We start from the raw sequence: 25,653 nt of genomic DNA, 5'->3' as shown, positions 1-25,653 counted from the left end.
ATAATAGAACATGATATCTATCTAGAATTACGTACATCGACCCAAAAAAGGCAGGGATATGATGGATATAAATGATGTAGTGACAATCATTCAGGAACATGGTTATAGTGGACTTTTTTTATGGTTATGGGTTGGTGCATTTATAATCCCTATACCAAATGAGGTTATCGTGTCAACAATTGGATTTTTTGCTTCGGAGGAGGTTTTCATACCTTGGAAGGTTTTCATTGTTACGTACGGGGGAATCATCACAGCTGTCACAACTAGCTATGTATTTGGACGTTTTGCAGGACGCGCGATGGTTTTACTCCTCAGTAAACAAAATAAAATGAGAAGAAAAATCTCACGTGCTATATCCATTATTGAAAAATACAATACATTTGCGTTGGCATTTTGCTATTTCGTTCCAGGCTTTCGGGTACTGTTTCCATTCTTATTTGGTTTTAGTAAATTGTCCTTTGTAAAATTTGCAACTACCCTGTATACAGCCATTTTTATTTGGGTTTCTTTCATTTTTTCAGTTGGGTATTTTGCTGGCGAGGAATTCATTGAAATATTTATAAAATATTACGATATTGTCATTACCACAGGAGTTGCGGCATTGGTGATATATATATTGGTTAAGATAAAGAAGACTAGAAAATTGAGAAAGCTTTCACATTAGGAGGAAGTGGACATTGAAAAAGATTTCTTTACTTCTTTTATTTTTTATAGTTGTCGGTTGTTCCAATAAACAGCAACTTGATGAACCTGTGCAGGAAACGATTTCAAATCCGACTATTATTGCAACAAATTTAACAATTCCATGGATGATAACAAAAACAGACGGTATGTTTCTTATACCTGAACGAGTAGGAAAGTTATCTGAAATAGAGGAGGCAACCGGCAAAGTAATCCCTCAGCAGCTATTGCTGAAAAGAAGAATTTTGCACGAAGGAGAAGGAGGCTTTTTAGGGTTTACACTTGCACCCAATTTTTCAGATTCAAACCAAGCATTTATGTATCATACATATGAAGAGGATGGGGAAATAGTAAATCGCGTCATCCTTGTTGAGAGAAATGGTGATACTTGGGAAGAAAAGAGGGTGTTGTTGGATGGTATTCCAGGAGGAAGAATTCATAACGGGGGCCGGATTAAAGTTGGCCCTGACCAGAAGCTTTACGTCACAGCAGGAGATGCAGGGGTTCCAGAAAATGCACAAGACCTAACAAAACTTGCTGGGAAAATATTGCGAATGAATCTAGATGGTTCAATTCCAAGTGACAATCCATTTACTAATACTTATATCTATTCTTATGGTCATCGCAATCCACAGGGGCTGGCATGGGATGAAAAAGGAACATTTTATAGCACAGAACATGGACAAAGTGCACATGATGAGATTAATGTAATTGAACCAGGTAAGAATTATGGCTGGCCAATAATTGAAGGGAACGAAACAAAGACAAACATGGTGACACCCATTTTTCAAACAGGTGAAGAAACTTGGGCCCCATCGGGCATTGATTATGCTAATGGGAAGCTTTATATTGCCACATTAAGAGGTTCAAAAGTAAGAAGCTATGATATTGAGACTGGTAGGATTGATGTTGTGCTCGATATTAAGAGCAGAATGAGAGATGTCTACATAGAAGAGAGCAAGTTATTTACGATTACAAACAACCGTGATGGACGGGGAAATCCGAAGGAAGATGATGACAAACTTCTTTCACTTCCATTGACAGGGATTCGGAAATAGGACGAGAGTAGAGGGAGAAGAATGGTAGAAGATACGTTAATCGGGGCTTTAGGGATAATGATTGAAGAAGTGACTCCTAATCGAGTAACAGCGACCATGCCAGTCAATGATCGCACACGCCAGCCATTTGGCGTTCTACACGGAGGTGCATCTGTTGCCTTAGCGGAAACTGTTGCAAGTGTAGGGACATACAACCTTGTTGATCAAGAGACAGAAGGTTGTGCAGGACTCGAAATCAACGCCAATCATATTCGAGCAAAAAGAAACGGCATTGTAAAAGCAATCGGAACCCCGCTTCATAAAGGAAAAACAACGATGGTTTGGGATATCAAAATTGTCGATGAAGAAGAAAACCTCATATGTGTATCGCGTTGCACAATGGCGATTATAAAATTGAAAAAGTGACTCTAAAAAAGCGAGGACCCAAAAGTCCTCGCTTATCTTTATTGACTTACCTTTTCCTTTTCATGACTTACCTTGTCTTTTAAGTCATCTTGGGAGCTTTCTTCCCATAATGGAACCTTAGAATTATAGGCGGCACGGCTAATTAAATGTCCGGCAACTGGTGACGTTAGAAAAAGAAAGACAAATCCTAAAATGACCCTAAAGTTCATATAGCCTTCAATGATCCAAAAGTATAAAAATGTTCCAAGTAGGATTGCTAGAACTCCTAATGTCGCACTTTTTGATACCGCATGATTCCGTGTGTACACATCAGGTAATCGAACAATGCCAATCGCACTTATTATGCTTAGAAGCGCTCCGAACAAGATTATAACAGCAAAGAAAATCTTAAGCATCTCGGTCATGTTCAATTACGACTCCTTTCTCAAGGAACTTTGAAAAGGCGACAGTACCAACAAAAGCTACAATTGCAATTAATAAAATAACTTCTAGGAACGAATTGGAGCGTAGGATAATGGAAACAATTGCAGTAATTCCCACTAAATTGACCCCTATTGCATCAAGTGCTATAACTTTGTCAGGGATTGATGGCCCTTTTATCACACGGTATATATAAGCAATCGTTGAAACCGATAAGAAGACTAGTGCGAGATTAAGTAAAATTTCAAACATTATCGGCTCACCTCCATAATTGCTTTTTCAAATGAATTTTTAATCGAATCAATGGCTTCATCTACGTCTTGTATGTCCATTGCATGGATATACAGTATTTTTTTATCATCTGAAATATCAACAACGAGTGTTCCAGGTGTTAATGTGATCAGATTTGAAAGCGTTAGGATTTCCCAATCTTTTGTGAGTTCCGTTGGCATTGCGAAAATCCCAGGTTTTACATCGAGCTTGGGTTTAATAACCACTTTCATAATGGCATAGTTTGAAAGAATTAGCTCTCTAAAGAAAATCAAGATTAGCTTTATCACAGCCCACACATTATGAAGGTAAAAACGTTGAGAGAAAAAACGACGTAAAACAAAAATAAGTAAAAGACCAATCAAATATCCGCCAAAAAACGCGCTAAACTCATAGGAGTTTGAGATAAACATCCACGAAAAGGCAATAAAAATATTTAAAACTAATTGCAACAACATAAGATCTACTCCTTTAAAACAGCTTGGATATAGATGGATGGGTCTGTCAAGTCTTGCGCTGCTTGAGAGATATACGGATAGAACCATTCAGCACCAAATCCAAGTGCAATTGAGAGTGAAAGTAGAAGAGTAATCGGGAATAGCAGTCCTTTTGTCGATCCTTTTTCTTCTTCTTTCCTAAGCTTTGCTTCACCCCAGAATCCGTTAATAAAGATTTTCATTACCGAATATAGGACAAGAAGACTTGAAATTAAAATTGCTGCAACCAGTACGTAATGCTCTGCAGCAAGGCTTCCTTTGACAATTAGAAGCTTCCCTATGAATCCACTAAATGGAGGGATTCCTGCAAGTGAAATAGTAGCAATGAAGAACATCCAGCCTAAATATGGATGATGGTTAATTAAGCCACCCATTTTCTTTAAATTGCTCGTACCAGTTATTACAACCATGGCTCCAACTAATAAGAAGAGGGAAGCCTTGATAATCATGTCATGTATTAAATAATAAATAGATCCTGTAAGTGATGTCGGTGTTAGGGTTGCAACACCAACTAATATAACACCAACCGCTGTTAAAATATTATAAATGATAATTTGTTTAACATCCCAATAAGCAACTGCGCCAACGACTCCTACAACAATTGTAAAACCTGCAAGTATGCCAATTAGGGTATGGGTAAAACCGGTGTCATGGTAGAAAATAATTGTAAACGTACGAATGATTGAATAAACCCCAACCTTCGTTAACAAAGCTCCAAATAGTGCTGTTATCGGCGTTGGGGGAGCATTATAGGAACCTGGTAACCAGAAAAATAACGGGAAGATAGCTCCTTTTAATCCAAATACCACTAAAAATAAGATGGAGATAACAGTTACAATGCCGGGTTGTCCTAGTTCACTTATTTTTGCAGATAAATCTGCCATGTTAACCGTTCCCGTCACTGCGTATAAATAAGCAACCGCAATAACAAATAGGGCAGATGAGATTACGTTTACTAAGATATACTTAATCGACTCACGTAATTGTGGCTTTGTTCCACCATGTACAATTAGAACATAGGAAGCCATCAGCATGACCTCAAAAAATACGAACAGGTTAAAAATGTCCCCTGTTAAAAATGCACCTAGTACCCCAACCATTAAGAATTGAACAGCAGCATAATAAAAGAATTTTTCTCTTTCTTGTCCGATATTCTTAAACGAATATAGAATACATGCTAAGACAACAATGCTACCTGTTGTCACAAGTAAAGAAGCAAGCAAATCTGCTACTAGTACAATACCGAAAGGAGCATCCCAGTCCCCGAGGTTAAGGGTTTGAATGCCATTCTGATAGACCTGATTGACAAGTATTAATGACAGGATGACGGTCAAAAGTGTAGATAATAAGCTTATCACTCTTGATGCTTTCGTATATTTGTTTACAAATATGAGTATGATCCCCGTCAGGAGAGGAATCAGTATTGGAAGGATTACAAAATTATTCATTACTATCATTTCCCCTTAATTTATCCATGTTATCCGTTCCCAGCTCTTGATAGGATCGATACGCGAGCACTAGGATAAACGATGTTACCCCAAAGCTGATTACGATCGCAGTTAAGATAAGGGCTTGGGGAAGTGGATCAACATAAGCCTTCGTACCTTCTACTAAAATGGGAGCCGCCCCCTGCTTTAACCCACCCATTGTTAAAATCAATAAATGAGCTCCATGACTAAGCAAACCTGTCCCAATAATCACTCGAATTAGGCTTTTCGAAAGCATCATATATGTCGCTGCCGTAAAAAGAATCCCGATGACAATTGCCATTAAAATCTCCATTAATCATCATCCTCCCCGATTGTTTGAATAATGGTCAAGGTTACTCCAACAACAACTAGATACACACCGGTATCGAATAATACAGCAGTGGCAAGTTCTGTATGTCCGAAAATTGGTAGATCAAAGTAACCAAATGTATGGGATAAAAAGGGTACATCGAATAGGAATGAACCAATCCCTGTTAATGCTGCAATTAATAAACCAAGAGCCGCCACCTTTTTAAAGTCAAAAGGTAAGGCTTTTTTTACTGTTTTCATATCAAATGCTAAAAGGAGAAGGACGATTGCCGCAGCTGAAATGAGTCCACCGATAAATCCTCCTCCAGGAGTATTATGACCTGCAAAAAAGAGATTCAAAGAATAGGCAAGAATGATGAAAACAGTTATTTTGGTTGCTGTTTGCAGGATTAAATCATTTGTCTTCATCCTTCTTTCCTCCTTGTTAATCGTAATTTAATCATTGTGAATATACCTAGAGCGGCGATACCAAGTACAGTAATTTCAAACAATGTATCGAAACCACGGAAATCAACTAAAATCACGTTAACGATATTTGTACCTCCGCCTTCTTTGTAGCTATTTTCTACAAAGTAACTAGAGATAGAATCAATGAGTCTTGTACTATTTGCTGAGATTGCAAGAAGCGTGACAATTAATCCAACTCCAATTGAAATGAGTAAATTCGTTAATCGAAAACGCATTGGCTTTTCCTTTTTTTGAAGCTTTGGCAAGTGATAAAAACACAGTAGGAATAAGGCTACAGATACAGTTTCAATCACAAGCTGAGTCAAAGCCAGATCAGGTGCACGGAATAACACAAAGAATAACGAAACCGTATAACCTACAGAACCAAGTGCAATAATGGCTGTGAGCCTTGACTTGGCAAAAATCGTTGTTGCAACTCCACCAACAAGAACAAATGCAAGCACAGCTTCATAGAAACGAATCGGTGCAACATGAGTTACATCAAACGCAAATCCATTTTTAATGATGAGTGTACTTCCAATCGCCAAGATAAAGAATGCAAACATAATCACTAAATAATCGCGAATAACTCCGGTCATATAGAAACGATTTAGTTTTGAAGCAGATCTTTCCATCGACAAAATTCCATTGTCATAAAGATTGTTTAAGGTTAAACGCTTGGAAAAGACATTATAAATGCCTGTCCACTTTGCAAGTGAGAGAAACATAAGTGTTCCTAACACAATGACGCCAATTGACATAAAGAGTGGTGTATTCCATCCGTGAAAATATTCAAATTTAACATGAAAGCTTGAACCGCCATCAAGTAAGCTTGGAAGGATGGATGCCACAGCAGGCTCAATTACACTTGGTGCTAATATGTTTGAAAAGAACCCGAATATAATCACAAGTGAAGCCAGGATAATAGGAGAAATTAACATCCCAATCGGTGCTTCATGTGGCTTTTTATCGAGCTTTTCAAACTGAGCTTTTCCAGTAAAGGTCTTAAAAACAAGAATCATGCTGTAAATGAATGTGAATACACTTGCTACCCAACCGATAATTGGGAAAAGAACCCCGAACGTTTCCATATTGAATACATCAAGAGTTGTTGCATTAACCAGTGCAGTAAAGAACGCTTCTTTACTTAAGAAACCATTAAATGGTGGTAATCCAGCCATTGAAAATGCACCGATTGCAGCCAATGTAAAGCTAATTGGCATAACGGTCATTAATCCACCGAGCTTGCGAATGTCACGCGTACCTGTTTCATGGTCGATAATCCCAACAACCATGAATAAGCTTCCTTTGAAAGTTGCGTGGTTAATTAAGTGGAAAATGGCAGCGACGATTGCTGCAAGATAAATATTATTATTACTACCATAGTGTAGTGCAGCTGAGCCAATTCCGAGTAACGACATAATCATTCCCAGCTGACTGACCGTTGAAAATGCAAGGATTCCTTTTAAATCGGTTTGTTTAACCGCACTAAATGATCCCCAGAACAAGGTAACAATTCCAAAGGTTGAAATAATCCAAAACCATTCACTTGATCCTGCAAAAATAGGGCTCAGTCGCGCAACTAAATAGATACCTGCTTTTACCATTGTTGCAGAGTGTAGATATGCACTGACTGGTGTCGGTGCTTCCATCGCATCTGGCAACCAAATATGGAATGGAAATTGTGCTGATTTTGTAAAAGCACCTAATAGAATTAAAAGCATCGCAGGGACAAAGAGCGGATTTGACGGTAATGTATCCACTTGTGCAATCATTTCTCGAATACTAAATGTATTGGTCATGATTGATAGTAAAACAAATCCAGCTAGCATGGCTAATCCACCGAAGACCGTGATTAACATTGATTTTTGTGCACCATATCTTGATTTTTCTCGATTATGCCAATACCCGATTAATAGAAATGAAGAAAGACTTGTTAATTCCCAGAATGTATAAAGCACAATCACATTATCTGAAAGAACAACCCCGAGCATAGCACCCATGAAACAAAGTAAGTACACATAAAAATTATGTAAGGATTCCTTTTCCTTCGAAAGGTAATAAATTGAGTAGAGGACAACTAATGCCCCAATGCCTGTAATCAGTAAAGCAAATAAGAGTCCTAATCCATCAATATACGCTGTGAAATTTACGCCAATGGAAGGCATCCATTCTGCAGTACGGATTATCGGGTTTCCATTCATCGTTTCCTTCATGAATGGAAAGAAATAAGAGAATAGGACTACAGGTAGAATTAGTACAAACCACCCTGTATGAATCCCTCGCAAATATTTGCGGAAGAAAGGAATAAAGATAGCCATTATGAATGGAGATAAAATGGCCCAATGTACAATTGACAAAACAGTACCCCCTTAATCATTTTTGTATCTTTTAAAATTATATAACAATTAGATAGAACTTGCATGCCTTGCAACTTCTAGTGTCACCAAGATTTTCATTTGGTATTAAATATGTAGGGAGGCGTCTTTTTGAACGAAAAAATTTTTCTGAAAAAGTCCCTAATGTATAAAAAACTAAGTCGAATTATGTAAAAACATTAAATTAATTGTATAAAAATTCCTGTTGGAATGAATGCTAGTAGCAAGAGGTGAAGTTTTGTGAACGCAAAAAAGGGAATTGTCGCAATCGCCATTTTTGTTTTCCTTTTTAGTGGAGCATGGTGGATTCATGAACAGACGAAGAGGGAATATGGAGACATCCAGGTGGAAAATCGGCAACAATTTCAAATTCAAACAATCAATTCTACACATACAGAGGAAACAATGGTTTTTCCAAAATTCAAGCCGCGTGAATATATTCGAATTGAGTATCGGGATTAAAAAAAGGATGAGACAAAAAACGTCTCATCCTACATTACGCTGTTATTTCTTACCATTGGAACTGGAATGGATTTATTATGGAACATCATGACTAATATTGGACCTACAAGAATGGCCATAATGACGAATAAACTGAATAACAAGTTTGATGTTAAAGTAATCCCGGCTGTATGACCCGCATCCATAAAATCATTGTAAAAAGTGGCGATTTCCTGGTCGTCAGGGAAATTTCCGAGCATAAGGAACTCCTTGTTGTCGACATCATAAAAAAAGAATTCATGCTTTTGAATATAAAAAATACTGTCGCGTTTTAATTTGTATGCTATATGTCCCACAACTACATTCGCTGTATACGTATCAATTTCTTCTTCATTTTCCTTCGTGTTTGGATCGTCAGGTGTGATAATCTTTGTAATTTCGGCTTCCTTTGAAATGGAATTAACTACTGTAGCGGAGCCATTAGCATAATAGTTGATTTCCTTCAGTTTCCCATTAACCGCTTTTGTAAAATCTGATTCCCCAGAAGCACTTACTGCACTTAAGAAGGTAAAAAATGCTAAACCACATACAAGCACCATAAATAAGAATCCTTTTTTCATAGAACCCCTCTTTTCCTAAAGTTGTCTTTAATCTATGTGTATTTATGAAAAAGAGATTTACTACAAAAAAATGTATGTTAAAATCGTAAAGAATACCGAAGTACATTATTCATGAGGTTTTTATAATGAAAAATACATATTTTACAAGCTACTTTCCGCTAATCTCTATCATTCTATTTAGTGTCTCTTTTGCGATTTTAACTGAATTGAAAACATTAGAGCTGTTAAAACAAATTGGCATCTACCGTGGTATGCAAGAGTTTTTCTCACCAACTTGGATTAACTTCGCAATCTTTTTTGTGTTTTTCTTGATTTATTTTATGGTATTTGCAGCATTAAAGTTAATAGCCAACACTTTACTTGAGCTTTCCCTTTTGTTTTTTACGAAGGATAGCAGTGGAGAAAGTTTACCGAAAATACGAGCGGGTTCCTTTTTCTATCTTGGTGGAGGAACACTTTCAATGGCCTTTGTTCAATCTTTTTACGGTATCATTATTGTGCTTTTATTAGCGACTCTGGGGTACTTTATATTTTTCGTTTATAAGATTCAAGACACATTAACCTTTAGAGGCTTAATTAGTTTGGTGCTATTTCATACACTGTGTTGGTTCACTTTTTTTATGACTGTGACTTATGTGTGTTTACGGCTCTACAATAGTATCATTGCAAGTCTTCCCATTTAACTTTATTCAGTGGGGTTGGAACCCCGGCTGAATAAAGTTAAAGCCTCCGGCGGATGCCACGATTTTTTTTCGAGCAAGCCAGAAAAAAATCGGGCGCAAATAACGCCAAGGCATATTTGATAAAATTGAGCCTACCTTTGGCTCGCTTTCATTATTTCCTTCCAAATATACATTTGAGGTTTTCGTGCTTCCATATATTGAATACTTTTGTTTTCGTCATTTCCTACCCACACACCAGCGGTATATTTTTCGGTTAGACCCATAAACCAGAGGTCTTTTACATCATTCGTTGTCCCTGTCTTCCCACCAATATACCCCGTTGAAAAATTCGCTGCTTTACCGGTTCCTGATTTTACAACATCTGTAAGTAACGACCTAACCTTTTGATTAGCTGAATCACTCCAAACCTGTGTAGGCTGCTCATTCCATTCATATAAAGTATTTCCTTGTAAGTCTGTTACTTTTGTAATCCCACGTGCTTGAATAAATTGACCATGATTTGCAAATGTCGCAAAAGCGTTAGTCATTTCCAAGGGTGACATTCCGTAAGTAAAACCGCCAATTGCTGCCGGTAAACTCTGGTCCTCTTTTATCACATTCGAAAATTGCAGCTTATCTAAATAAGAAAATGCATTATTAATCCCGATTTTTTCTAATAATCGAATAGCTGGTGTATTATATGAATACTTAAAAGCGGTTCGTAAGCTAACATTTCCATACTGTGCACCCCCGTAATTTCGCGGGCAATATCCATTTTTACAATAATTGTTTGCATTTACTGTTTGTGAGATGGAAGCGCCCGTTTGATCAAAATAAGGTGCATAAACAAGCAATGGTTTAATCGCAGAACCTGGCTGACGGAAAGCTTGGAAAGCCCGATGAAATGACAACTTTTCAAACTTCTTCCCACCTACAATGGCGACAAGGCGATTCGTTGAATTGTCTAAAACTGCAGCAGCACCTTGAACATTGGAATATGGTAAAAATTTTTCCATCGATTGTTCGGCTTTTTCTTGAATAGTTTGGTTTAGCGCCGTTTCAATGATTATCCCTGACTCTTTAACCTCATTTACTTTCTTATCAAGTTCCTTTTGCAATTTTTCCTTTTCGCTGTCTGAAGTCGCTGAATCAATTTTTTTCGTAAATCCTTCTTTTTCAGAGATTAAGTCCTTAAACTCATGATAAATATAGGTCGTATAATTGGGATACAAATCAACTGATTCCTTCATGGTAAGCGTAATCGGCTCTTGAATGGCCTTCTCATATTCCTCAGCTGAGATTTTCTCTGTCTCTAGTAAACTTTGTAAAATTCGCTCCTGTCTTTCCTTTGTATGTGAAAATTGGGTAACTGGGTTATACAAAGAAGGATTATTTGGTATTGCACATAGAAATGCGATTTTTGCCAATGACGCATCTTTAATGGACTGGTTAAAATAAAGCTGGGAAGCTGTTTCTAGCCCATATGCCCCATTTTGAAAATAGATGGCATTGATATACAATGTTAAAATTTCCTCTTTCGAAAAAGTTCTTTCCAGTTGATAGGAATGAAGGAGCTCACTTAATTTACGGTTATAGGTTTTTTCATTTGATAAATAAAGATTTCTCGCAAGCTGCTGTGTGATTGTGCTACCACCTTGTTCAATAGAATCATTTTGTAGATTTGTCAAAGCTGCTCTTCCGATGCCAGCAATATCAAAGCCCAAATGCTCATAAAAATGCTGATCCTCAATCGTAATAAACAAATCTTTCACTATTTGTGGAATCTCGTCCGCCGAAAGGGTGATTCGATTCACATTCTGGTTAATCTCGGAAATTACATTACCTTTCCCATCCTTAATATAGCTCGTTTGTGATAACACAACCTTGTCAATCGGTATTTTTTCATCCAAAACAGCAGGAAAGGTTTTGGTAGTCTTTAATTCCCCATTTACTTGAATTAATACAAAGATAAACAACAGAAAAAGTAAAAAGGTGATGAAATACCCGGTTTTTCTTCTCATATAAACACTCTCTCAAAATTACTATTCTCTTATTATATAAAAAAACAGATGGCAATCGCCATCTGTTTATGCTGCATGTTGGTGAGATTTTTCTGAACGTCGCGCTACACTAAGCCATAAAATAATTGCTCCACTTAAAAAGAGACCACTTGTTACGAAAAAGACAGTTGAGATTCCAAAAAATCCACTCAGGATTCCACCTGTTATCGGGCCAATTACGTTCCCTAAAAAGCGAAAACTGACATTATACCCTTGAACCTCACCTTGCATGGAAAGAGGTGCAACTTGACGAATATAAGCTGTCATACATGGAATCAGCCCTCCAACTGCCATCCCAAATAAAAATCTACAAATCACAAGCTGCCACAATTCGGTTACAAGTCCTTGAGGGATAAATAAAATCGAGGAAGCCAGCAAAAGAATTGTTACTATTTTGTCATGGCCAATTCGATCACCAAATTTTCCCCACTGCCTAGTAAGTAGTAAATTTCCAAATCCAGTCGCGGAAAAAGCCATTCCAGCTAAAAATACAATATTACTACTGTCTGTTAATTGCGTAACATATATTGCAAGTAGGGGTTGAATGCTAAAATTAGCCACTTGGATAAGCGTTGAGATAAGCATGATGGTTAATAACACAGGATGTTTGATGATATGGTAGAAAACCTCTTTACGAGAATACTTTTTGATGGTGCTACTTGTTTCGTTTCCACGTACTTCTTTAATACCAACACCAACTAAACCAACTGCACCTAAAATGACGACTGCTGTAAGAACAAACGTATATTGGAATCCGACCGCATCTGCCAACATACCACCTAATAATGGACCAAATAATGCACCAGATACATTCCCCATTTGAAGAGTTCCTAATGTTTTTCCTGCAATTTCCTTTGGTGTTTGTGCAGAAATAAGGGCGAGTGAGGTTGGGATAAATCCCGTGACGGCACCCATGAAAAGCCTTAGGAAAAATAATTGCTCAACAGTGTTCACATACCCCATTAAAAAGATGCTGACAGCGATACCAGTTCCCGTAATTAAAAGAATCTTTTTGTAACCATTTCGGTCACCAAAACGTCCCCAAATCGGAGAAATAAAAAAAGCCGTGATAAAGGTAGCTGCAAACACCAACCCAGCCCATCTTTGCACAAAGCTATCTGAGTATTCTCCGAATGTTTCAATGTATAACGAGAGAAATGGCATGATCATTGTTGCACTTGCAGCAACAAAGAAATTGGCAAACCACATAATCAAGAGATTTCGCTTTGCTGTTTGAATGGGTAACACCTTCTCAATCCGAATATTTCGATTTACTAAATATTATAGAATATTATCCTGCTTAATTAAAGGGTAAAAAGCATATATATTATAAATATATTCTGAAAAATGCAAAGAACCGTGCTATAATATTTTAAAAGATGTTCGTTTACCTTTTGATTGTCCTTACAAAAATTTTAAGTTGATGCTTTTGGAAAAGGCCAGCATTTCACTTTAATAGAGTAATATGACAAAGGAGGTTTAGGAGTGGATAATCAGCATCAATATTTGTTCATTGATTTTGAATTTACAATGCCAGAGGGAAAAGGAAACCCACAAGGATTTTACCCCGAAATTATCGAAGTTGGTCTAGTTTCTGTAAAGAACCAAAAAATAATTGAAAAATACTCATCTTTTGTGCAACCAATAAAATTTCCTACGTTAACAGAAAGATGCAAATCGTTTTTAAACATTTCTCAAGAACAAGTCGATAGTGGAATCACATTTAATGAGTTAATCAGTAAGCTTTCAGGGTATGAAAATTTATCATCAAGCACAATCGTTACATGGGGAAATATGGATATGAAAGTCCTGCGTCATAATTCTCAAAAAGCCGGATTACCGTTTCCTTTCAAAGGAAAGCAAAGAGACTTGTCCATGGAGTATAAACGCTTTTTTGGGGATCAAAATCAGACAGGTCTTTGGAAGGCAGTTCAAGAGTATGGCAAAGAAGGAACTGGTAAACACCACTGTGCACTTGATGACGCACTGACAACGTTTAATATATTCAAGTTAGTGGAAAATGATAAACGCTATTTAGCAAAACCAGAGCCAACTACAATTGGAGATCGTGTTGATTTTTCAAAAGTATTAAACAAATTCGCATTATAAAAACCAATTCGCTCAAAAAGTGAATTGGTTTTTTATTTTTATGTAAGAAACATTTTACAGGTGAATCAAAAAATAATCGCATCCCGATAGGATATCCTAATTGGAAAAGGAGGGATGCTCAATGTTTATTGGCCATAAGATAGAAAATCCTCAAATAGTTACTTTATATATGGACCCTGGGTTACAGGAGTTTTCCAGTGAATTTGCTACACAAGAGCAAGGGAAAAAACTTCATTTTAACGAAAGTATTCGAGTGTATCTAAAAGAAAAAGTTCCAAACCTAAATCCAAATCTCGTAAAAGTTGTAATGGGGACGATGGTAATCGCTACAGTCTCTTTAGTGGGAGGACACCATTCCTCAGTAAAAGCTGCAAGCACCGAGAGTACCCAATCTGTAGCAACACATACAGTTGCAAATGGAGACACGCTTTATGGAATCGCAAAACAATATAATCTAACCGTGTCTCAGTTAAAACAACTTAACCATTTAACCGGTGATATGATCTACCCTGGCCAAACACTCGTGATAAGTGAGGCGCCTCCTCCACAGACAACCGCGACGTATACGGTAACCCGTGGTGACACCCTCTATTCCATTGCCAACTCATATAACATGAGTGTTGATCAATTAAAGCAATTAAATAATCTTACTTCAAACACCATTCAAGTAGGGCAAACCTTACAGGTGATTGGTTCTGCACCGCAATCAAGTCAAATTCAAGACCAAACCTATACGGTTCAAGCTGGCGATTCTTTATATTCGATAGCCCAGCGAGCCAATACAACAGTTGACCAAATCATGAAAAATAATAACTTGACCTCATCAATGTTATATGTTGGTCAAACATTAAAGCTTGGAAGCACACCGTCAACCCCACAGCAAAATGTAGCTAGTGCAACTTATACAGTAAAAGCTGGAGATACATTATATGGAATTGCTCGAACTTATAACATGAGTGTTACTGACCTTAAAAATGCAAATAATCTTACAAGCAACACCCTTTCAGTTGGACAAGTCTTAAAAGTTAGTGGAAATGCTCAACCAGAATCAGATGTGCAAAAACGAGAACAGGTCCTTCAAGATTTAGTGAGTGACTCGTATAACTTTGTCGGAATTCCCTACTTGTGGGGAGGAACAACAACTGCTGGATTTGATTGTTCGGGGTTCGTTTCCTTCATGCATGCAAGACACGGAATTGACATCTCTAGAAACACATCAGCGGGTTATTATTCAATGGGGACAGCCGTTTCGAAAGCAAATTTACAGCCAGGTGACCTTGTGTTTTTTGCGGTGAATGATACTGGCCGTATATCACATGTTGGTTTTTATGTAGGCAATAACAATTTTATCTCGGCTACATCCTCAAAAGGAATTGCTGTTGTTTCTATGGATAATTCTTATTGGTCTAAGTACTATGTAGGAGCAAAGCGAGTTTATTAACAGGAAAAACCTACGGAACGACAACTTCCGTAGGTTTTTTAAGCTTTAAAGTGGCTTATGGCCAATAATTATGAGTTATGAATGATACCGAGAAAATACGGCCAATAAAATCAATTTATAGCCAATAAATAATTTTTATGGCTATTAGCCAAAATTTGAGAATAAGGTTTATTTAAAATAATCCTTTTCCAACACTTTCATGTTTTCGAGACTACGGTGAGCCCACTCTGTTCCTTCCGCTTCTAATTCATTTTTTGTTTTCTCTACAGCTTCTTTTAAAGAAGCTTTATACTCTGGTACCTCATCATGAAATGCGCGGACCATCTTTTTCGGAACATTTGTCTGCTCATTAAAAGCAAGCGCTCTTCGCTCTTGGAAAAACGGCACATTTGCATCCTTGGGAGAATGTATATCTCCTTGCATGGGATGTCTTAAAACAGCCTTTACTTTTACAAGATAATGATCAGGTTTGATTGCGGTAATTTCTCCAATATATTTTCCTGTTTTATAAATCCCTGTTACAATGTCACCCACTTTGAATTCATCAGACACTTCAAACACTCCTTTTGGTTTCTCTTATTTCAACTCATTCCATTATAACCGACGACAATCGAACAGGCATCTATAACACGTCATAAGCTTTGTGTTATAATGGTACAGGTAATCATTAACGGTTGAAAGGTGTGTAGGAATGCTGCTTTTACAAGTGTTAAACCTGTTTCTATATTTTCCTGAAGATAAATCTGAATACATTCCAGCTGGAATAACTACTATCATTTTCTTAATTGTTGCGTTTATCGTGTTCCGCTTATTTATCAAGCATTCGAAAAAAGAGCAAGCGAAAGCTGAGGAGCTTGAAAAGCAACTTTTAAAACAAGAAAAGAACAATTTAACGAAGTAATGATTAGGTGATTGAATGGAAAATCAACAAGCTAATTTACAAATTATGATTACGCTTCAAGAATGGGATCCACTTGGTTATGGTGCTGGATCTTATGAAACCGAAGCGGTAGATGTCTTGGAGGCAGCCCATCAATTTGATGACCCAGCTAAACTAGCAAGAAAAATACAGTCCATTTTTGAATTCTCCTTCGAGGAAATCATCCCACTAAAAGAATGTGAGAACATGGCGCAAAAACTTATTACCATAATAAATAATGCAACATGTGAACTTTAAAAAGATGGGGCGACCCATCTTTTTTTTCGCGCATGCTCTGTAAAGGTACAGTCTAAAACGGAAAACCCCAACAAACGAGCCGACTCTGACAGAAACCTCACAAAACGCCTCAAGTGAGTCCTGAATTTTTACAAGACCCACACAAAAACCCCTCAACTAGTCTGAATGATTCAGTTACCAATAGTTCTTTCTAGCTATATAAACTCCGAAATATACTTGTACACTTTCTCCGGACATTCTTCAGGTACTAAATGACCGGTATTCTTCATCGAAACAAAAGTTGAATTAGGTAAGTCCTCGTGCAGCTTTTTACCTATGGAAATTGGAACAACCCGATCTTTTTCACCCCAGACTAACAGAATAGGATGTTTGATTCTTTTCAATTCCTCAGATGGTAAGTCACCCTCGCGATGACGTATCATCCTTGTTAAGCCCATAAAAATACGATTATTTAAGAAAGGCCCTGTGTATCCATCAATCATTTCTTGGTCGATTAGGTCATGATTGTGAACGACATTTCGTAAATTATGTAGTACACCTTGCTTTGCTAGCTTTCTCTTCACAATGAAATGAAAATAGGGAAGATAGGAAGAGTAGATTAAATGTTTCGGCATTCTTTTTAAATACCCTGAACTGCATAATAAAACCAATTTATTAACCAAGTCTGGATTCTGTTTGGCAATGTATAAACAAATTTGACCTCCCATTGAATGTCCAACCAGATTGATTTTCGAAAATTGAAAAGAACGAATTAAATCACTTATTACAAATGCTATATTTGAATAAGAATATATGAATTTTGTTGATTTTTCACTCTTCCCAAATGGTGGGAGGTCAACTGATAGGATTGTATAATCTTCTTTTAAAAATGGTATTAGTCTTCGAAAGCTAAATGAAGAAGATAAGAAGCCGTGAAGTAATACTAAAACAGGCTTCTCTTCATTGTGTTGGTATAACTCGTAATGTAGGTTAATTCCCTTTATTTGTATTGTATCCATCTGTAAAAAATCCACATCCTATGTGATAGACTTATCCCTATTTTTTCCAAATAGAGAAGAAACACTCATTAAGTATTGAAACAATAAAAAATTTTTCAATATACTGTTCATTTATCTGATATAATAAGTGACAAAATTCATTTCAAAAAATACTAGGGGTGACCTTTATGCAGTTACAGGAAAATGAAATTGAAATTCTTGAGATTATTGAAAATAATGGAAGACTTCCTGTAGAAACAATCGCAAAATTAGTTGGAAAAAATGTCGATGAAGTCGATAGTATTATTCGTAAACTTGAAGAACTAAAGATTATTGTAGAATATAACACAATCGTTGACTGGAAGAAAGTAGCAGGTCACGAAGGTGTAACTGCTATGATAGATGTCAAGGTAACCCCGAAAAAAGGTGTGGGCTTTGATGAAATTGCCAAGCGTATCTATCATTTTAAAGAAGTAAAATCAGTTTATTTAATGTCTGGTGCATATGACTTATCAGTTGTTATCGAAGGAAAGACAATGTCAGAAGTTGGTTCCTTTGTATCCGAAAAGCTTTCAACACTTGATTCTGTGTTATCAACTACAACTCATTTTATTTTAAAAAAATATAAGCATGATGGGACCATTTTTGACCAAGGCGAAGATGATAAACGGATTGTGGTGACACCATGACATGCCAATACCTTTCTAAAAAAGTACAAGAACTAAAGCCGTCTGGAATCCGCAGGTTCTTCGACTTAGCGGTAACGATGGAAGGGGTCATTTCGCTTGGTGTAGGTGAACCTGACTTTGTAACACCTTGGTCAATTAGAGAAGCAAGTATTCAATCGATTGAAGCAGGAATTACATCTTACACTGGAAATGCAGGACTACTTGAATTAAGACAGGAAATCTCGGCATATCTACATCATTCTTTTGATGTGGAATATTCGCCTGAAAAAGAGATCATTGTAACCGTTGGTGGAAGCCAGGCAATTGATTTGGCAATACGAGCAATTGTTGACCCAGGTGATGAAGTAATTATTGTGGAACCAACCTTCGTTGCCTATAGTCCAATCGTTTCATTAGCAGGTGGAATTCCGATACCTGTCCATACAAAGCCTGAAAATGAATTCAAGCTACAGCCTGAAGAAATTGAAAAGGTGGTAACTGATCGTACAAAAGCAATCATTATTTGTTCTCCAAATAACCCAACAGGTACGATGCTTAATAAGGAAGAACTTGAAGCAATTGCGAAAATCGTGGAAAAACATGATTTATTAGTAATTTCAGATGAAATTTATGCGGAGCTTTCCTATGAAGGCAAGTATACGAGCTTTTCAAGCCTACCAGGAATGTTTGGACGGACAATCCTAGTTTCAGGATTTTCAAAAGGGTTTGCAATGACCGGATGGAGGTTAGGATATTCAGCTGCTCCAAAAGAAATTTCTGAAGCTATGTTAAAAATTCATCAATATACGATGATGTGTGCTTCAACTATGGCTCAGTATGGAGCAATTGAGGCTCTTCGAAATGGATTTTCTGATGTTGAATATATGAGAAAAAGCTATCGTCAGCGTAGAAACTTTTTTGTATCTTCTTTACTAGAGATTGGTCTATCCTGCCATGTGCCAGGTGGGGCTTTTTATGCTTTTCCGTCTATTAAAGAAACGGGTCTATCGTCTGAGGAATTTGCTCACCGTTTATTAATGGAAGAAAAAGTAGCAGTTGTACCAGGGAATGTTTTTGGTGAAAGTGGAGAAGGATTTATCCGTTGCTCCTATGCATCATCATTAGAACAATTGCAGGAAGCAGTAAAACGAATGGGAAGGTTTCTGAAAAATAATAATCTCGTTTAAGCTGCAAAAAAATGGACAAAACCTATTTTGGTTTTGTCCTACATACAAAAGGGGGAATACTAGAAAGCCTTTGAAACTAGTTTACCCACTACTCTCCTTTTTTAAACAGGACTTTAAACCGCTTTAATCCTCACTTTTGATAATTATTACCTCTTCATAATTTCGATGAGTTATGGTAATTCTAATAAATGCGATTTAGTTCCCTTTTGAATATCTGGATATTTTGTGTTATAATTATTTATTGCGTATATAAAAGATGAATAAACTAAAGTTTTAGGAGTTGGGTATTATGGCAGAAAAATTTGAAGTAGGAAGTGTTGTTAAAGGTAAAGTTACCGGAGTACAACCTTATGGAGCATTTGTTGCTTTAGACGAAAATACACAAGGTTTAGTTCATATTTCAGAAGTAACTCATGGCTTTGTTAAAGATATTAACGAGCATGTGAAGGTTGGCGATGAAGTAGAAGTAAAGATTTTATCAATTGATGAAGAAGCTGGCAAAATTGGCCTTTCCATTCGTGCAACTCAGGAAGCGCCAGAAAAGCCAGCACAGCGATCAGCTAAACCAAAAAAACGTCCAGCGCAAGCACAACAAGCTAATTCTGAATCACCACAAGGATTCAATACTTTAAAGGATAAGCTTGAAGAGTGGATTGAACAATCTAATTTTAACTAAGAATAATGAAGAAAGAGGCGATTACTGAAAATTGCCTCTTTTTTTGCATGTATGGGGAAAAAACAGGGGATATTAAAATGCGCATTGGGCGTAGTGAACTTCTGCTTAATAAAGGTAAAAAGCAAACGACTTTACAACGAGTAATAACATTGCCATAATTTTTTCTAGGAGGCGATTTTAATGGAAAACTTTACATATTTTAACCCGACAAAACTAATCTTTGGTAAAGGGCAAGTCCAAGAACTGAAAAACGAAATACCGCAATATGGAAAAAAGGTATTGCTTGTGTATGGTGGTGGAAGTATAAAAAGAAATGGTCTGTATGACCAGGTAATCGCCCTACTAAGTGAAATGGGTGCGGAAGTTCATGAGCTATCTGGGGTAGAACCGAATCCACGATTATCTACGGTTCGTAAAGGAATCGAAATTTGCCGTAAGGAAGGAATTGAGTTTTTACTTGCAGTTGGTGGTGGAAGTGTCATCGACTGTACGAAAGCAATTGCCGCCGGAGCAAAATACGATGGCGATGTCTGGGATTTCATGACTCGAAAAGCAGTGGCTACAGACGCTCTACCTTTGGGAACAGTGTTAACAATTGCAGCAACTGGTTCAGAAATGAATTCTGGATCAGTTATTACAAACTGGGAAACAAATGAAAAATACGGATGGGGAAGTCCAGCAGTATTTCCTAAATTCTCAATTCTTGATCCAGTGAATACATTCACCTTACCAAAAGACCAAACTGTATATGGTATGGTTGATATGATGTCACATGTGTTTGAACACTATTTCCATCATGAACCAAACACGTTAACCCAAGACCAGTGGTGTGAATCTGTCCTACGTACGGTAATTGAAACAGCTCCAAAACTAATTAATGACCTTGAAAACTATGATTATCGCGCAACCATTATGCTTAATGGAACGCTTGCCTTAAATAAAATGTTGAACATGGGATTTAATGGAGACTGGGCTACCCATAATATTGAACATGCGGTGTCAGCTGTATACGATATCCCGCATGGTGGCGGACTTGCCATTCTATTCCCAAATTGGATGAAGCATGTCTTGGATGAAAATGTAGACCGCTTCAAGCAAATGGCTGTTCGTGTGTTTAATGTTAATACAGAAGGGAAAACCGATCGAGAAGTTGCTCTCGAAGGAATCGAGAAGCTTCGAGAGTTCTGGAACAGCATTGGTGCTCCATCACGATTAGCAGATTACGGCATTGGTGAAGAAAACCTTGAACTTATGGCTGAAAAAACCATTGCATACGGTGAATTTGGCCGTTTCAAAGTACTCAATAAACAAGATTCACTTGAAATTCTAAAAGCATCTTTATAAAAAAAGATTCTTATAATCCATGAAAAAGGCTCATACTACCGGTATGGGTCTTTTTCTTTATTTTTACCGCGACAAAATAAAGGGAAAAATCCATGCCGATTCCTCAGATTTTTAAGAGGAAATTCGAGCAAGTTCCAAAAAATATGGGTGCAAATACGCCAACGTTAAAAAAGTTTCACATGGTTACGCTTACAGTAAGTCAATGGTCTTGATTTAACAGAAAAGTTTGGTTACAGTGAATAGAGGTTTTGAAAATACAAGGATGGAGGTATTGAAAATGACACATGTTCGTTTCGATTATTCAAAAGCATTATCCTTTTTTGGAGAACATGAAATTACATATTTACGCGATGCAGTAAAGGTCGCTCACCATTCTATACATGAAAAAACAGGTGCAGGTAGTGACTTCTTAGGATGGGTGGATTTACCTTCTGAATACGACAAAGAGGAATTTTCACGTATTCAAAAAAGCGCTGAAAAAATCAAATCAGATTCTGATATTTTACTTGTTATTGGAATTGGTGGCTCTTACCTAGGAGCAAAAGCGGCTATTGATTGGTTAAATCATTCCTTCTATAACTCCTTAACGAAGGAGCAACGGAAAACACCTCAAATCGTATTTGTTGGAAATAACATCAGTTCTTCTTATATGAAGGACCTTATGGATTTACTAGAAGGAAAAGACTACTCAATTAACGTCATTTCTAAATCTGGTACAACGACTGAACCCGCACTAGCATTCCGTATCTTTAGAAAAATGTTAATTGAAAAATACGGAAAAGAAGAAGCACGTGGCCGTATCTTTGCAACTACTGATAAAGCTCGTGGCGCATTAAAAACATTAGCAACAGAAGAAGGCTATGAATCCTTTGTGATTCCAGATGATGTGGGTGGCCGTTATTCTGTCTTAACTGCTGTTGGTTTACTTCCAATTGCTGTTACCGGTGCAAATATTGAAGAAATGATGAAGGGTGCACAAGCAGCAAGTGTTGATTTCTCTAAGTCAGAACTTGAAGAAAACGCAGCTTACCAATATGCAGCGGTTCGTAATGCTCTTTACAACAAAGGGAAAACAATCGAGATGCTCATCAACTATGAGCCAGGACTTCAATATTTCTCTGAATGGTGGAAGCAATTATTCGGTGAAAGTGAAGGGAAAGACCAAAAAGGAATTTACCCATCATCTGCAAACTTCTCAACAGATTTACACTCCCTTGGTCAATATGTCCAGGAAGGTCGACGTGATTTATTTGAAACAGTTATCAACATTGAAAAATCTCGTCATGAATTAATCGTTGAGGCGGAAGACAATGACTTAGATGGTTTAAATTACTTAGCAGGAAAATCGGTGGATTTTGTAAATAAAAAAGCATTTGAAGGTACAATGTTGGCTCATACTGATGGCGGAGTACCAAATCTAATTGTGCATGTACCTGAAATGGACGAGTATTCATTTGGATACCTAGTGTATTTCTTTGAAAAGGCTTGTGCGATGAGTGGTTATTTACTCGGTGTAAATCCATTCGACCAACCAGGTGTTGAGGCATACAAAGTAAATATGTTTGCATTGCTAGGCAAACCTGGTTACGAAGAGAAGAAGGCTGAATTAGAAAAACGCTTATAATAGTAGAAAAGGATTCCATTTTAGGAATCCTTTTTTAACTTTTTAATATAAGGATTTGATCATGTTTTCGTATTTCAAGTGAAAGTGGTGGATTTATCGTTATCCCCTCATTTCGCTTTATCCCGATTAAGATTTTCCCCTCTTTTAATAGCGTTTCACTCGCTTTTTGAAACGTCATTCCAATCAAATCAAAGGTTGTATCCAAGAACTGCAGTTTTCCACCTTTTAAATCTACCAACATGGAGAGTAATGCATCAGACACGCCATGTGATAAAATAGTATTGACCATCACTAAACTTGAAATCCTGTTTGTTTGAATGATTTCATCAGCACCACCACGCTTTGCATTTTGTATCTGATGGGTAGTAAGGATTTCAACAATGGTATACACGTCAGGATTTAGCCCTTTTATAGCCAATAACGTAAGAATCGAAAGCATATCAGCATGTACTTCATCTTTTCCTTGATCTGCCGTTACTAACACCAATTCCGCATCATGAATATTAGCCTGTTTTAATGTCTCATCACGGGTCGGATCGCCTTTAATAAAATGAAAATGATAACCTGGCATCGGATTTTTGTCCAATGAATCATCAATTAATAGAATTTCCATTACCGAACCGGGAGCTTTTAGAAACGAAATAGTTTCTCTTACACGTTCATTCCAACCAATGATAATAATATGTCTTTTACCATGAAAACCAGATGTTCCTTCCAGATAAGCATTTTGTGTAACAAAGGTTGAGGTCGAAATCGCGGCAAAATATCTTGTTACAATACCAGCGCCAATAAAGATAAGTAACATACCGACAATTCTTCCTATAAAGGAGGTTGGGGCATAATCACCATACCCTACTGTTGCGGCGGTAACAATCGCCCACCATACACCATCAAAAATAGTTGGAAAATTTTCTGGTTCAATTAAGTGTATAATCGCACCAAAAATAATGATAACCAATAAAACAATTCCAATCAGCTTTGCAATCAAAAAGCGTTTAAAAAAAGAAGATATGATATCAGATAACAAAAAATATGCCACTCCTTTCTATGACTACTTTTCTTCTTTTGCATCTTTAGGTAGAAAGGCAAAGATTTCTTTGATAATGGTATTGATTCTTCGAGTAATCTCTTCTTCCCCAAAAGTTTCCTTGGCTTTTTCAATGGCCACGACGACCTCTTGATCAAATTCGATTAGTGGCTTATCTTCTTCCGCCTCATTGTATAGCTGAATCACAACATCTAAGCCCTCATTTAATTTATCTATAGAGTCACTAAGTGATTTTTTCTCATTATCGTTAAGTTTCATCCTTTTACTCCTCTTCCTTTGTACTTTCCTTTATAGTGTGTTCAAAACCTTGGTATTTTTGCATAAAATTCCTATATCTTCGGAAACTATTGGAAGGTAAGAAAAATAATTTTGGGAGTGAATAGAATGGATATTCGTAGAGCAAAGCAAATTTTATCTTCTTCGAATGATGTAACCGTTCATTATCAAGGAACCTCAGTATGGATTGACAGTTGCGATGAAGTAGGGAATATGTGCACTGTGCACTTAAGAGGTCGGGAGCATGAAAAAAATGATGTTCCCGTGGCTGAATTAGAGGAATTATAAAAAGATAAGTCCCTATGTATATAACTAAAGGGTTCCATTTTGTGTGCTTTTATAATAAATGACACAAGAATTGGCGTATGCATTCGCGTACGTCTTTTATTTTTTTATCAAGTTTTATACGGAATATATTTAACTATGACATTTGAATTGACATCTTTACGAATGAATTGATTAATTTATTATTCCTCGAAAAATAGTAATTTATGGTAAGGTATATAAGGAGGAGAGTGTAATAAAACTTGGATTAATATGGAGTCTAAGAAAATGGAGTGATATATATGAAAAAAGATAAAATTCTTATCGCAGCAACTTTATTAGTCATTTTATTAGTCGGAATGTCTGCGTGTAGCAAGTCATCTGATGATGTTACAGCTAAGAAAAGTCAGTCTGAATATGACAAAACATCACAGAGTACAGATGTTTCGTCACAAGCAAATGAGAATAGCAACTCCCGAGTAGAAGATGGTCCGGAGCAAGCTGAAAATACAGATAATAAAGTTACGACAGATACAAATATTCAGGAAGATACTACAATAAATGCAGTAACAGTAATAGAGGGAAGAAGAAACGAGTTTTTAAAAAAGTTAGACAACATCCAAAAAGAAGTGGATGCTTTACCAGATAAGAAGGGCTCCGATAAAGGAGCAACGAACGCCATGAAAAACTATTATGGAATTTCTTACGAAAAATACGACGAAGCATTAAATGAGATTTATGCTTTACTAAAAAAAGAGTTATCTTCAGACACAATGCAAGATTTAAAAACTGAACAAATTAAATGGATAGAACAGAAAGAAGAAAAAGCAAACGAAGAAAGGCTAAAGTATGAAGGAGGAACCTTTGAAAACGTTGCATTTTATATATCCTTATACGAATCAACGAAGGAAAGATGTTATGAATTAGTTAATGAATATATGACAGATTAAAAGATTAACATAAATCATATTCAATCATTATTGGAACAAAGCACATTGGAATTCCAATGTGTTTTAATTGTTTTCTCCTCTAAAGTAAGTCCGTGATAAACAAACAGCAAAGAAGTTTTTTTAATCCCAAAATCCACTAATAAATTTGGCAAAAATATCAGAACTAAAGTAAAA

Annotated in this window: 30 protein-coding genes; 16 read left to right on the top strand and 14 right to left on the bottom strand. The window is 36.8% G+C overall.

The genetic code is table 11. The features are described 5' to 3' along the window. Positions 1 to 61 precede the first annotated feature (61 nt). From BTHG_RS08870 to BTHG_RS08860, 3 genes are read left to right on the top strand one after another with little or no spacing between them, the layout of a single operon-like run. Positions 62 to 664 carry a DedA family protein gene (locus tag BTHG_RS08870; protein WP_010676402.1) on the top strand — a complete coding sequence of 201 codons (603 nt, stop codon included), beginning with the start codon at positions 62 to 64 and terminating at the stop codon, positions 662 to 664. Positions 665 to 677: 13 nt separating this feature from the next. Continuing rightward, positions 678 to 1,739, top strand: a complete 1,062-nt coding sequence (locus BTHG_RS08865) for a PQQ-dependent sugar dehydrogenase (protein WP_010676401.1) — start codon at positions 678 to 680, stop codon at positions 1,737 to 1,739. A gap of 21 nt (positions 1,740 to 1,760) precedes the next feature. Beyond that, entirely contained in the window at positions 1,761 to 2,144 is a 384-nt protein-coding gene (locus BTHG_RS08860) for a hotdog fold thioesterase (protein WP_010676400.1), read from the top strand. Between the two features lie 38 nt (positions 2,145 to 2,182). Here the strand turns inward: BTHG_RS08860 and mnhG are convergent, their stop codons facing one another. Genes mnhG through BTHG_RS08825 form a run of 7 tightly spaced genes read right to left on the bottom strand, consistent with a single transcriptional unit; the run spans position 2,183 to position 7,937 of the window. Then, the gene (mnhG, locus tag BTHG_RS08855; protein WP_010676399.1) at positions 2,183 to 2,548 is read right to left on the bottom strand and encodes a monovalent cation/H(+) antiporter subunit G; all 366 of its coding nucleotides are present in this window, start codon (positions 2,546 to 2,548) and stop codon (positions 2,183 to 2,185) included. Next, positions 2,532 to 2,816, bottom strand: coding sequence for a Na(+)/H(+) antiporter subunit F1 (locus BTHG_RS08850; RefSeq protein ID WP_010676398.1), 285 nt, complete (start codon positions 2,814 to 2,816; stop codon positions 2,532 to 2,534). The genes mnhG and BTHG_RS08850 overlap by 17 nt, the downstream gene beginning before the upstream one ends. Beyond that, positions 2,816 to 3,292 carry a Na+/H+ antiporter subunit E gene (locus BTHG_RS08845; protein ID WP_010676397.1) on the bottom strand — a complete coding sequence of 159 codons (477 nt, stop codon included), beginning with the start codon at positions 3,290 to 3,292 and terminating at the stop codon, positions 2,816 to 2,818. Before BTHG_RS08845 ends, BTHG_RS08850 begins: the two co-directional genes overlap by 1 nt. 5 nt (positions 3,293 to 3,297) lie before the next feature. After that, a complete protein-coding gene (locus BTHG_RS08840; protein ID WP_010676396.1) occupies positions 3,298 to 4,779 on the bottom strand; it encodes a Na+/H+ antiporter subunit D in 1,482 nt (493 codons plus the stop codon). Beyond that, positions 4,772 to 5,113: a Na(+)/H(+) antiporter subunit C gene (locus BTHG_RS08835; RefSeq protein WP_010676395.1), complete on the bottom strand. Its 342-nt coding sequence runs from the start codon at positions 5,111 to 5,113 to the stop codon at positions 4,772 to 4,774. The genes BTHG_RS08840 and BTHG_RS08835 overlap by 8 nt, the downstream gene beginning before the upstream one ends. Then, positions 5,113 to 5,538, bottom strand: coding sequence for a Na(+)/H(+) antiporter subunit B (locus tag BTHG_RS08830; RefSeq protein ID WP_010676394.1), 426 nt, complete (start codon positions 5,536 to 5,538; stop codon positions 5,113 to 5,115). The genes BTHG_RS08835 and BTHG_RS08830 overlap by 1 nt, the downstream gene beginning before the upstream one ends. Beyond that, complete coding sequence (locus BTHG_RS08825) at positions 5,535 to 7,937, bottom strand: Na+/H+ antiporter subunit A (RefSeq protein WP_010676393.1); 2,403 nt, start codon at positions 7,935 to 7,937, stop codon at positions 5,535 to 5,537. Before BTHG_RS08825 ends, BTHG_RS08830 begins: the two co-directional genes overlap by 4 nt. Positions 7,938 to 8,195: 258 nt before the next feature. Between BTHG_RS08825 and BTHG_RS08820 the strand changes: the two genes are divergently transcribed. After that, entirely contained in the window at positions 8,196 to 8,417 is a 222-nt protein-coding gene (locus tag BTHG_RS08820) for a hypothetical protein (RefSeq protein ID WP_010676392.1), read from the top strand. 29 nt (positions 8,418 to 8,446) lie between these two features. Here BTHG_RS08820 and BTHG_RS08815 read toward each other — a convergent pair whose 3' ends face one another. Beyond that, positions 8,447 to 9,016, bottom strand: coding sequence for a hypothetical protein (locus BTHG_RS08815; protein ID WP_010676391.1), 570 nt, complete (start codon positions 9,014 to 9,016; stop codon positions 8,447 to 8,449). A gap of 125 nt (positions 9,017 to 9,141) precedes the next feature. Here BTHG_RS08815 and BTHG_RS08810 point away from each other — a divergent pair, with 125 nt between their 5' ends. After that, positions 9,142 to 9,699, top strand: a complete 558-nt coding sequence (locus BTHG_RS08810) for a DUF5366 family protein (RefSeq protein ID WP_010676390.1) — start codon at positions 9,142 to 9,144, stop codon at positions 9,697 to 9,699. A gap of 131 nt (positions 9,700 to 9,830) precedes the next feature. On the opposite strand, the gene BTHG_RS08805 is transcribed toward BTHG_RS08810, so the two are convergent. Both BTHG_RS08805 and BTHG_RS08800 read right to left on the bottom strand, forming a co-directional pair. After that, positions 9,831 to 11,699 (bottom strand): transglycosylase domain-containing protein, encoded by a 1,869-nt coding sequence (locus tag BTHG_RS08805; RefSeq protein ID WP_010676389.1) that lies wholly within the window; start codon positions 11,697 to 11,699, stop codon positions 9,831 to 9,833. Positions 11,700 to 11,765: 66 nt separating this feature from the next. Further along, complete coding sequence (locus BTHG_RS08800; RefSeq protein WP_042341765.1) at positions 11,766 to 12,947, bottom strand: MFS transporter; 1,182 nt, start codon at positions 12,945 to 12,947, stop codon at positions 11,766 to 11,768. Between the two features lie 276 nt (positions 12,948 to 13,223). On the opposite strand from BTHG_RS08800, the gene kapD reads away from it, so the two are divergent. Together kapD and BTHG_RS08790 are read left to right on the top strand one after the other, a co-directional pair. Continuing rightward, entirely contained in the window at positions 13,224 to 13,847 is a 624-nt protein-coding gene (gene kapD, locus BTHG_RS08795; protein WP_010676387.1) for a 3'-5' exonuclease KapD, read from the top strand. A 121-nt stretch (positions 13,848 to 13,968) separates the two neighbouring features. Beyond that, positions 13,969 to 15,288 carry a C40 family peptidase gene (locus tag BTHG_RS08790; RefSeq protein ID WP_010676386.1) on the top strand — a complete coding sequence of 440 codons (1,320 nt, stop codon included), beginning with the start codon at positions 13,969 to 13,971 and terminating at the stop codon, positions 15,286 to 15,288. Positions 15,289 to 15,456: 168 nt separating this feature from the next. Here the strand turns inward: BTHG_RS08790 and BTHG_RS08785 are convergent, their stop codons facing one another. Beyond that, positions 15,457 to 15,840 carry a kinase-associated lipoprotein B gene (locus BTHG_RS08785; protein WP_010676385.1) on the bottom strand — a complete coding sequence of 128 codons (384 nt, stop codon included), beginning with the start codon at positions 15,838 to 15,840 and terminating at the stop codon, positions 15,457 to 15,459. Positions 15,841 to 15,979: 139 nt separating this feature from the next. Here BTHG_RS08785 and BTHG_RS08780 point away from each other — a divergent pair, with 139 nt between their 5' ends. Together BTHG_RS08780 and BTHG_RS08775 are read left to right on the top strand one after the other, a co-directional pair. Beyond that, entirely contained in the window at positions 15,980 to 16,189 is a 210-nt protein-coding gene (locus BTHG_RS08780; RefSeq protein WP_010676384.1) for a hypothetical protein, read from the top strand. 15 nt (positions 16,190 to 16,204) lie between these two features. Beyond that, the gene (locus BTHG_RS08775; protein WP_010676383.1) at positions 16,205 to 16,465 is read left to right on the top strand and encodes a DUF1871 family protein; all 261 of its coding nucleotides are present in this window, start codon (positions 16,205 to 16,207) and stop codon (positions 16,463 to 16,465) included. A 194-nt stretch (positions 16,466 to 16,659) separates the two neighbouring features. Here the strand turns inward: BTHG_RS08775 and BTHG_RS08770 are convergent, their stop codons facing one another. Further along, on the bottom strand, positions 16,660 to 17,463 hold the full coding sequence (locus BTHG_RS08770; RefSeq protein ID WP_010676382.1) for an alpha/beta fold hydrolase: 804 nt from the start codon (positions 17,461 to 17,463) through the stop codon (positions 16,660 to 16,662). Between the two features lie 167 nt (positions 17,464 to 17,630). Here BTHG_RS08770 and BTHG_RS08765 point away from each other — a divergent pair, with 167 nt between their 5' ends. The 5 genes from BTHG_RS08765 (at position 17,631) to BTHG_RS08740 (ending at position 22,941) form a co-directional block, all read left to right on the top strand. Continuing rightward, a complete protein-coding gene (locus BTHG_RS08765) occupies positions 17,631 to 18,131 on the top strand; it encodes an Lrp/AsnC family transcriptional regulator (protein ID WP_010676381.1) in 501 nt (166 codons plus the stop codon). After that, positions 18,128 to 19,297, top strand: coding sequence for an aminotransferase (locus tag BTHG_RS08760; protein ID WP_010676380.1), 1,170 nt, complete (start codon positions 18,128 to 18,130; stop codon positions 19,295 to 19,297). Before BTHG_RS08765 ends, BTHG_RS08760 begins: the two co-directional genes overlap by 4 nt. Before the next feature lie 289 nt (positions 19,298 to 19,586). Further along, positions 19,587 to 19,973, top strand: a complete 387-nt coding sequence (gene yugI, locus BTHG_RS08755; RefSeq protein ID WP_010676379.1) for a S1 domain-containing post-transcriptional regulator GSP13 — start codon at positions 19,587 to 19,589, stop codon at positions 19,971 to 19,973. A gap of 180 nt (positions 19,974 to 20,153) precedes the next feature. Beyond that, positions 20,154 to 21,317, top strand: a complete 1,164-nt coding sequence (locus BTHG_RS08750) for an iron-containing alcohol dehydrogenase (RefSeq protein WP_010676378.1) — start codon at positions 20,154 to 20,156, stop codon at positions 21,315 to 21,317. 277 nt (positions 21,318 to 21,594) lie between these two features. Then, on the top strand, positions 21,595 to 22,941 hold the full coding sequence (locus BTHG_RS08740) for a glucose-6-phosphate isomerase (RefSeq protein WP_010676377.1): 1,347 nt from the start codon (positions 21,595 to 21,597) through the stop codon (positions 22,939 to 22,941). 34 nt (positions 22,942 to 22,975) lie between these two features. On the opposite strand, the gene BTHG_RS08735 is transcribed toward BTHG_RS08740, so the two are convergent. Together BTHG_RS08735 and BTHG_RS08730 are read right to left on the bottom strand one after the other, a co-directional pair. Continuing rightward, the gene (locus BTHG_RS08735; protein WP_010676376.1) at positions 22,976 to 23,968 is read right to left on the bottom strand and encodes a potassium channel family protein; all 993 of its coding nucleotides are present in this window, start codon (positions 23,966 to 23,968) and stop codon (positions 22,976 to 22,978) included. A 24-nt stretch (positions 23,969 to 23,992) separates the two neighbouring features. Continuing rightward, on the bottom strand, positions 23,993 to 24,247 hold the full coding sequence (locus tag BTHG_RS08730) for a hypothetical protein (RefSeq protein ID WP_010676375.1): 255 nt from the start codon (positions 24,245 to 24,247) through the stop codon (positions 23,993 to 23,995). 126 nt (positions 24,248 to 24,373) lie between these two features. Between BTHG_RS08730 and BTHG_RS08725 the strand changes: the two genes are divergently transcribed. Together BTHG_RS08725 and BTHG_RS08720 are read left to right on the top strand one after the other, a co-directional pair. Beyond that, positions 24,374 to 24,553, top strand: coding sequence for an H-type small acid-soluble spore protein (locus tag BTHG_RS08725; protein ID WP_010676374.1), 180 nt, complete (start codon positions 24,374 to 24,376; stop codon positions 24,551 to 24,553). A 278-nt stretch (positions 24,554 to 24,831) separates the two neighbouring features. Continuing rightward, positions 24,832 to 25,479: a lysozyme inhibitor LprI family protein gene (locus tag BTHG_RS08720; RefSeq protein ID WP_010676373.1), complete on the top strand. Its 648-nt coding sequence runs from the start codon at positions 24,832 to 24,834 to the stop codon at positions 25,477 to 25,479. The last annotated feature ends 174 nt before the right edge of the window (positions 25,480 to 25,653 follow it).

This window comes from Bacillus timonensis (assembly GCF_000285535.1).
Taxonomy (GTDB): Bacteria; Bacillota; Bacilli; order Bacillales; family Bacillaceae_L; genus Ferdinandcohnia; species Ferdinandcohnia timonensis.
The sequence above is the reverse complement of the archived record's forward strand: the minus strand, read 5'-3'. Positions and strand labels throughout refer to the sequence as shown.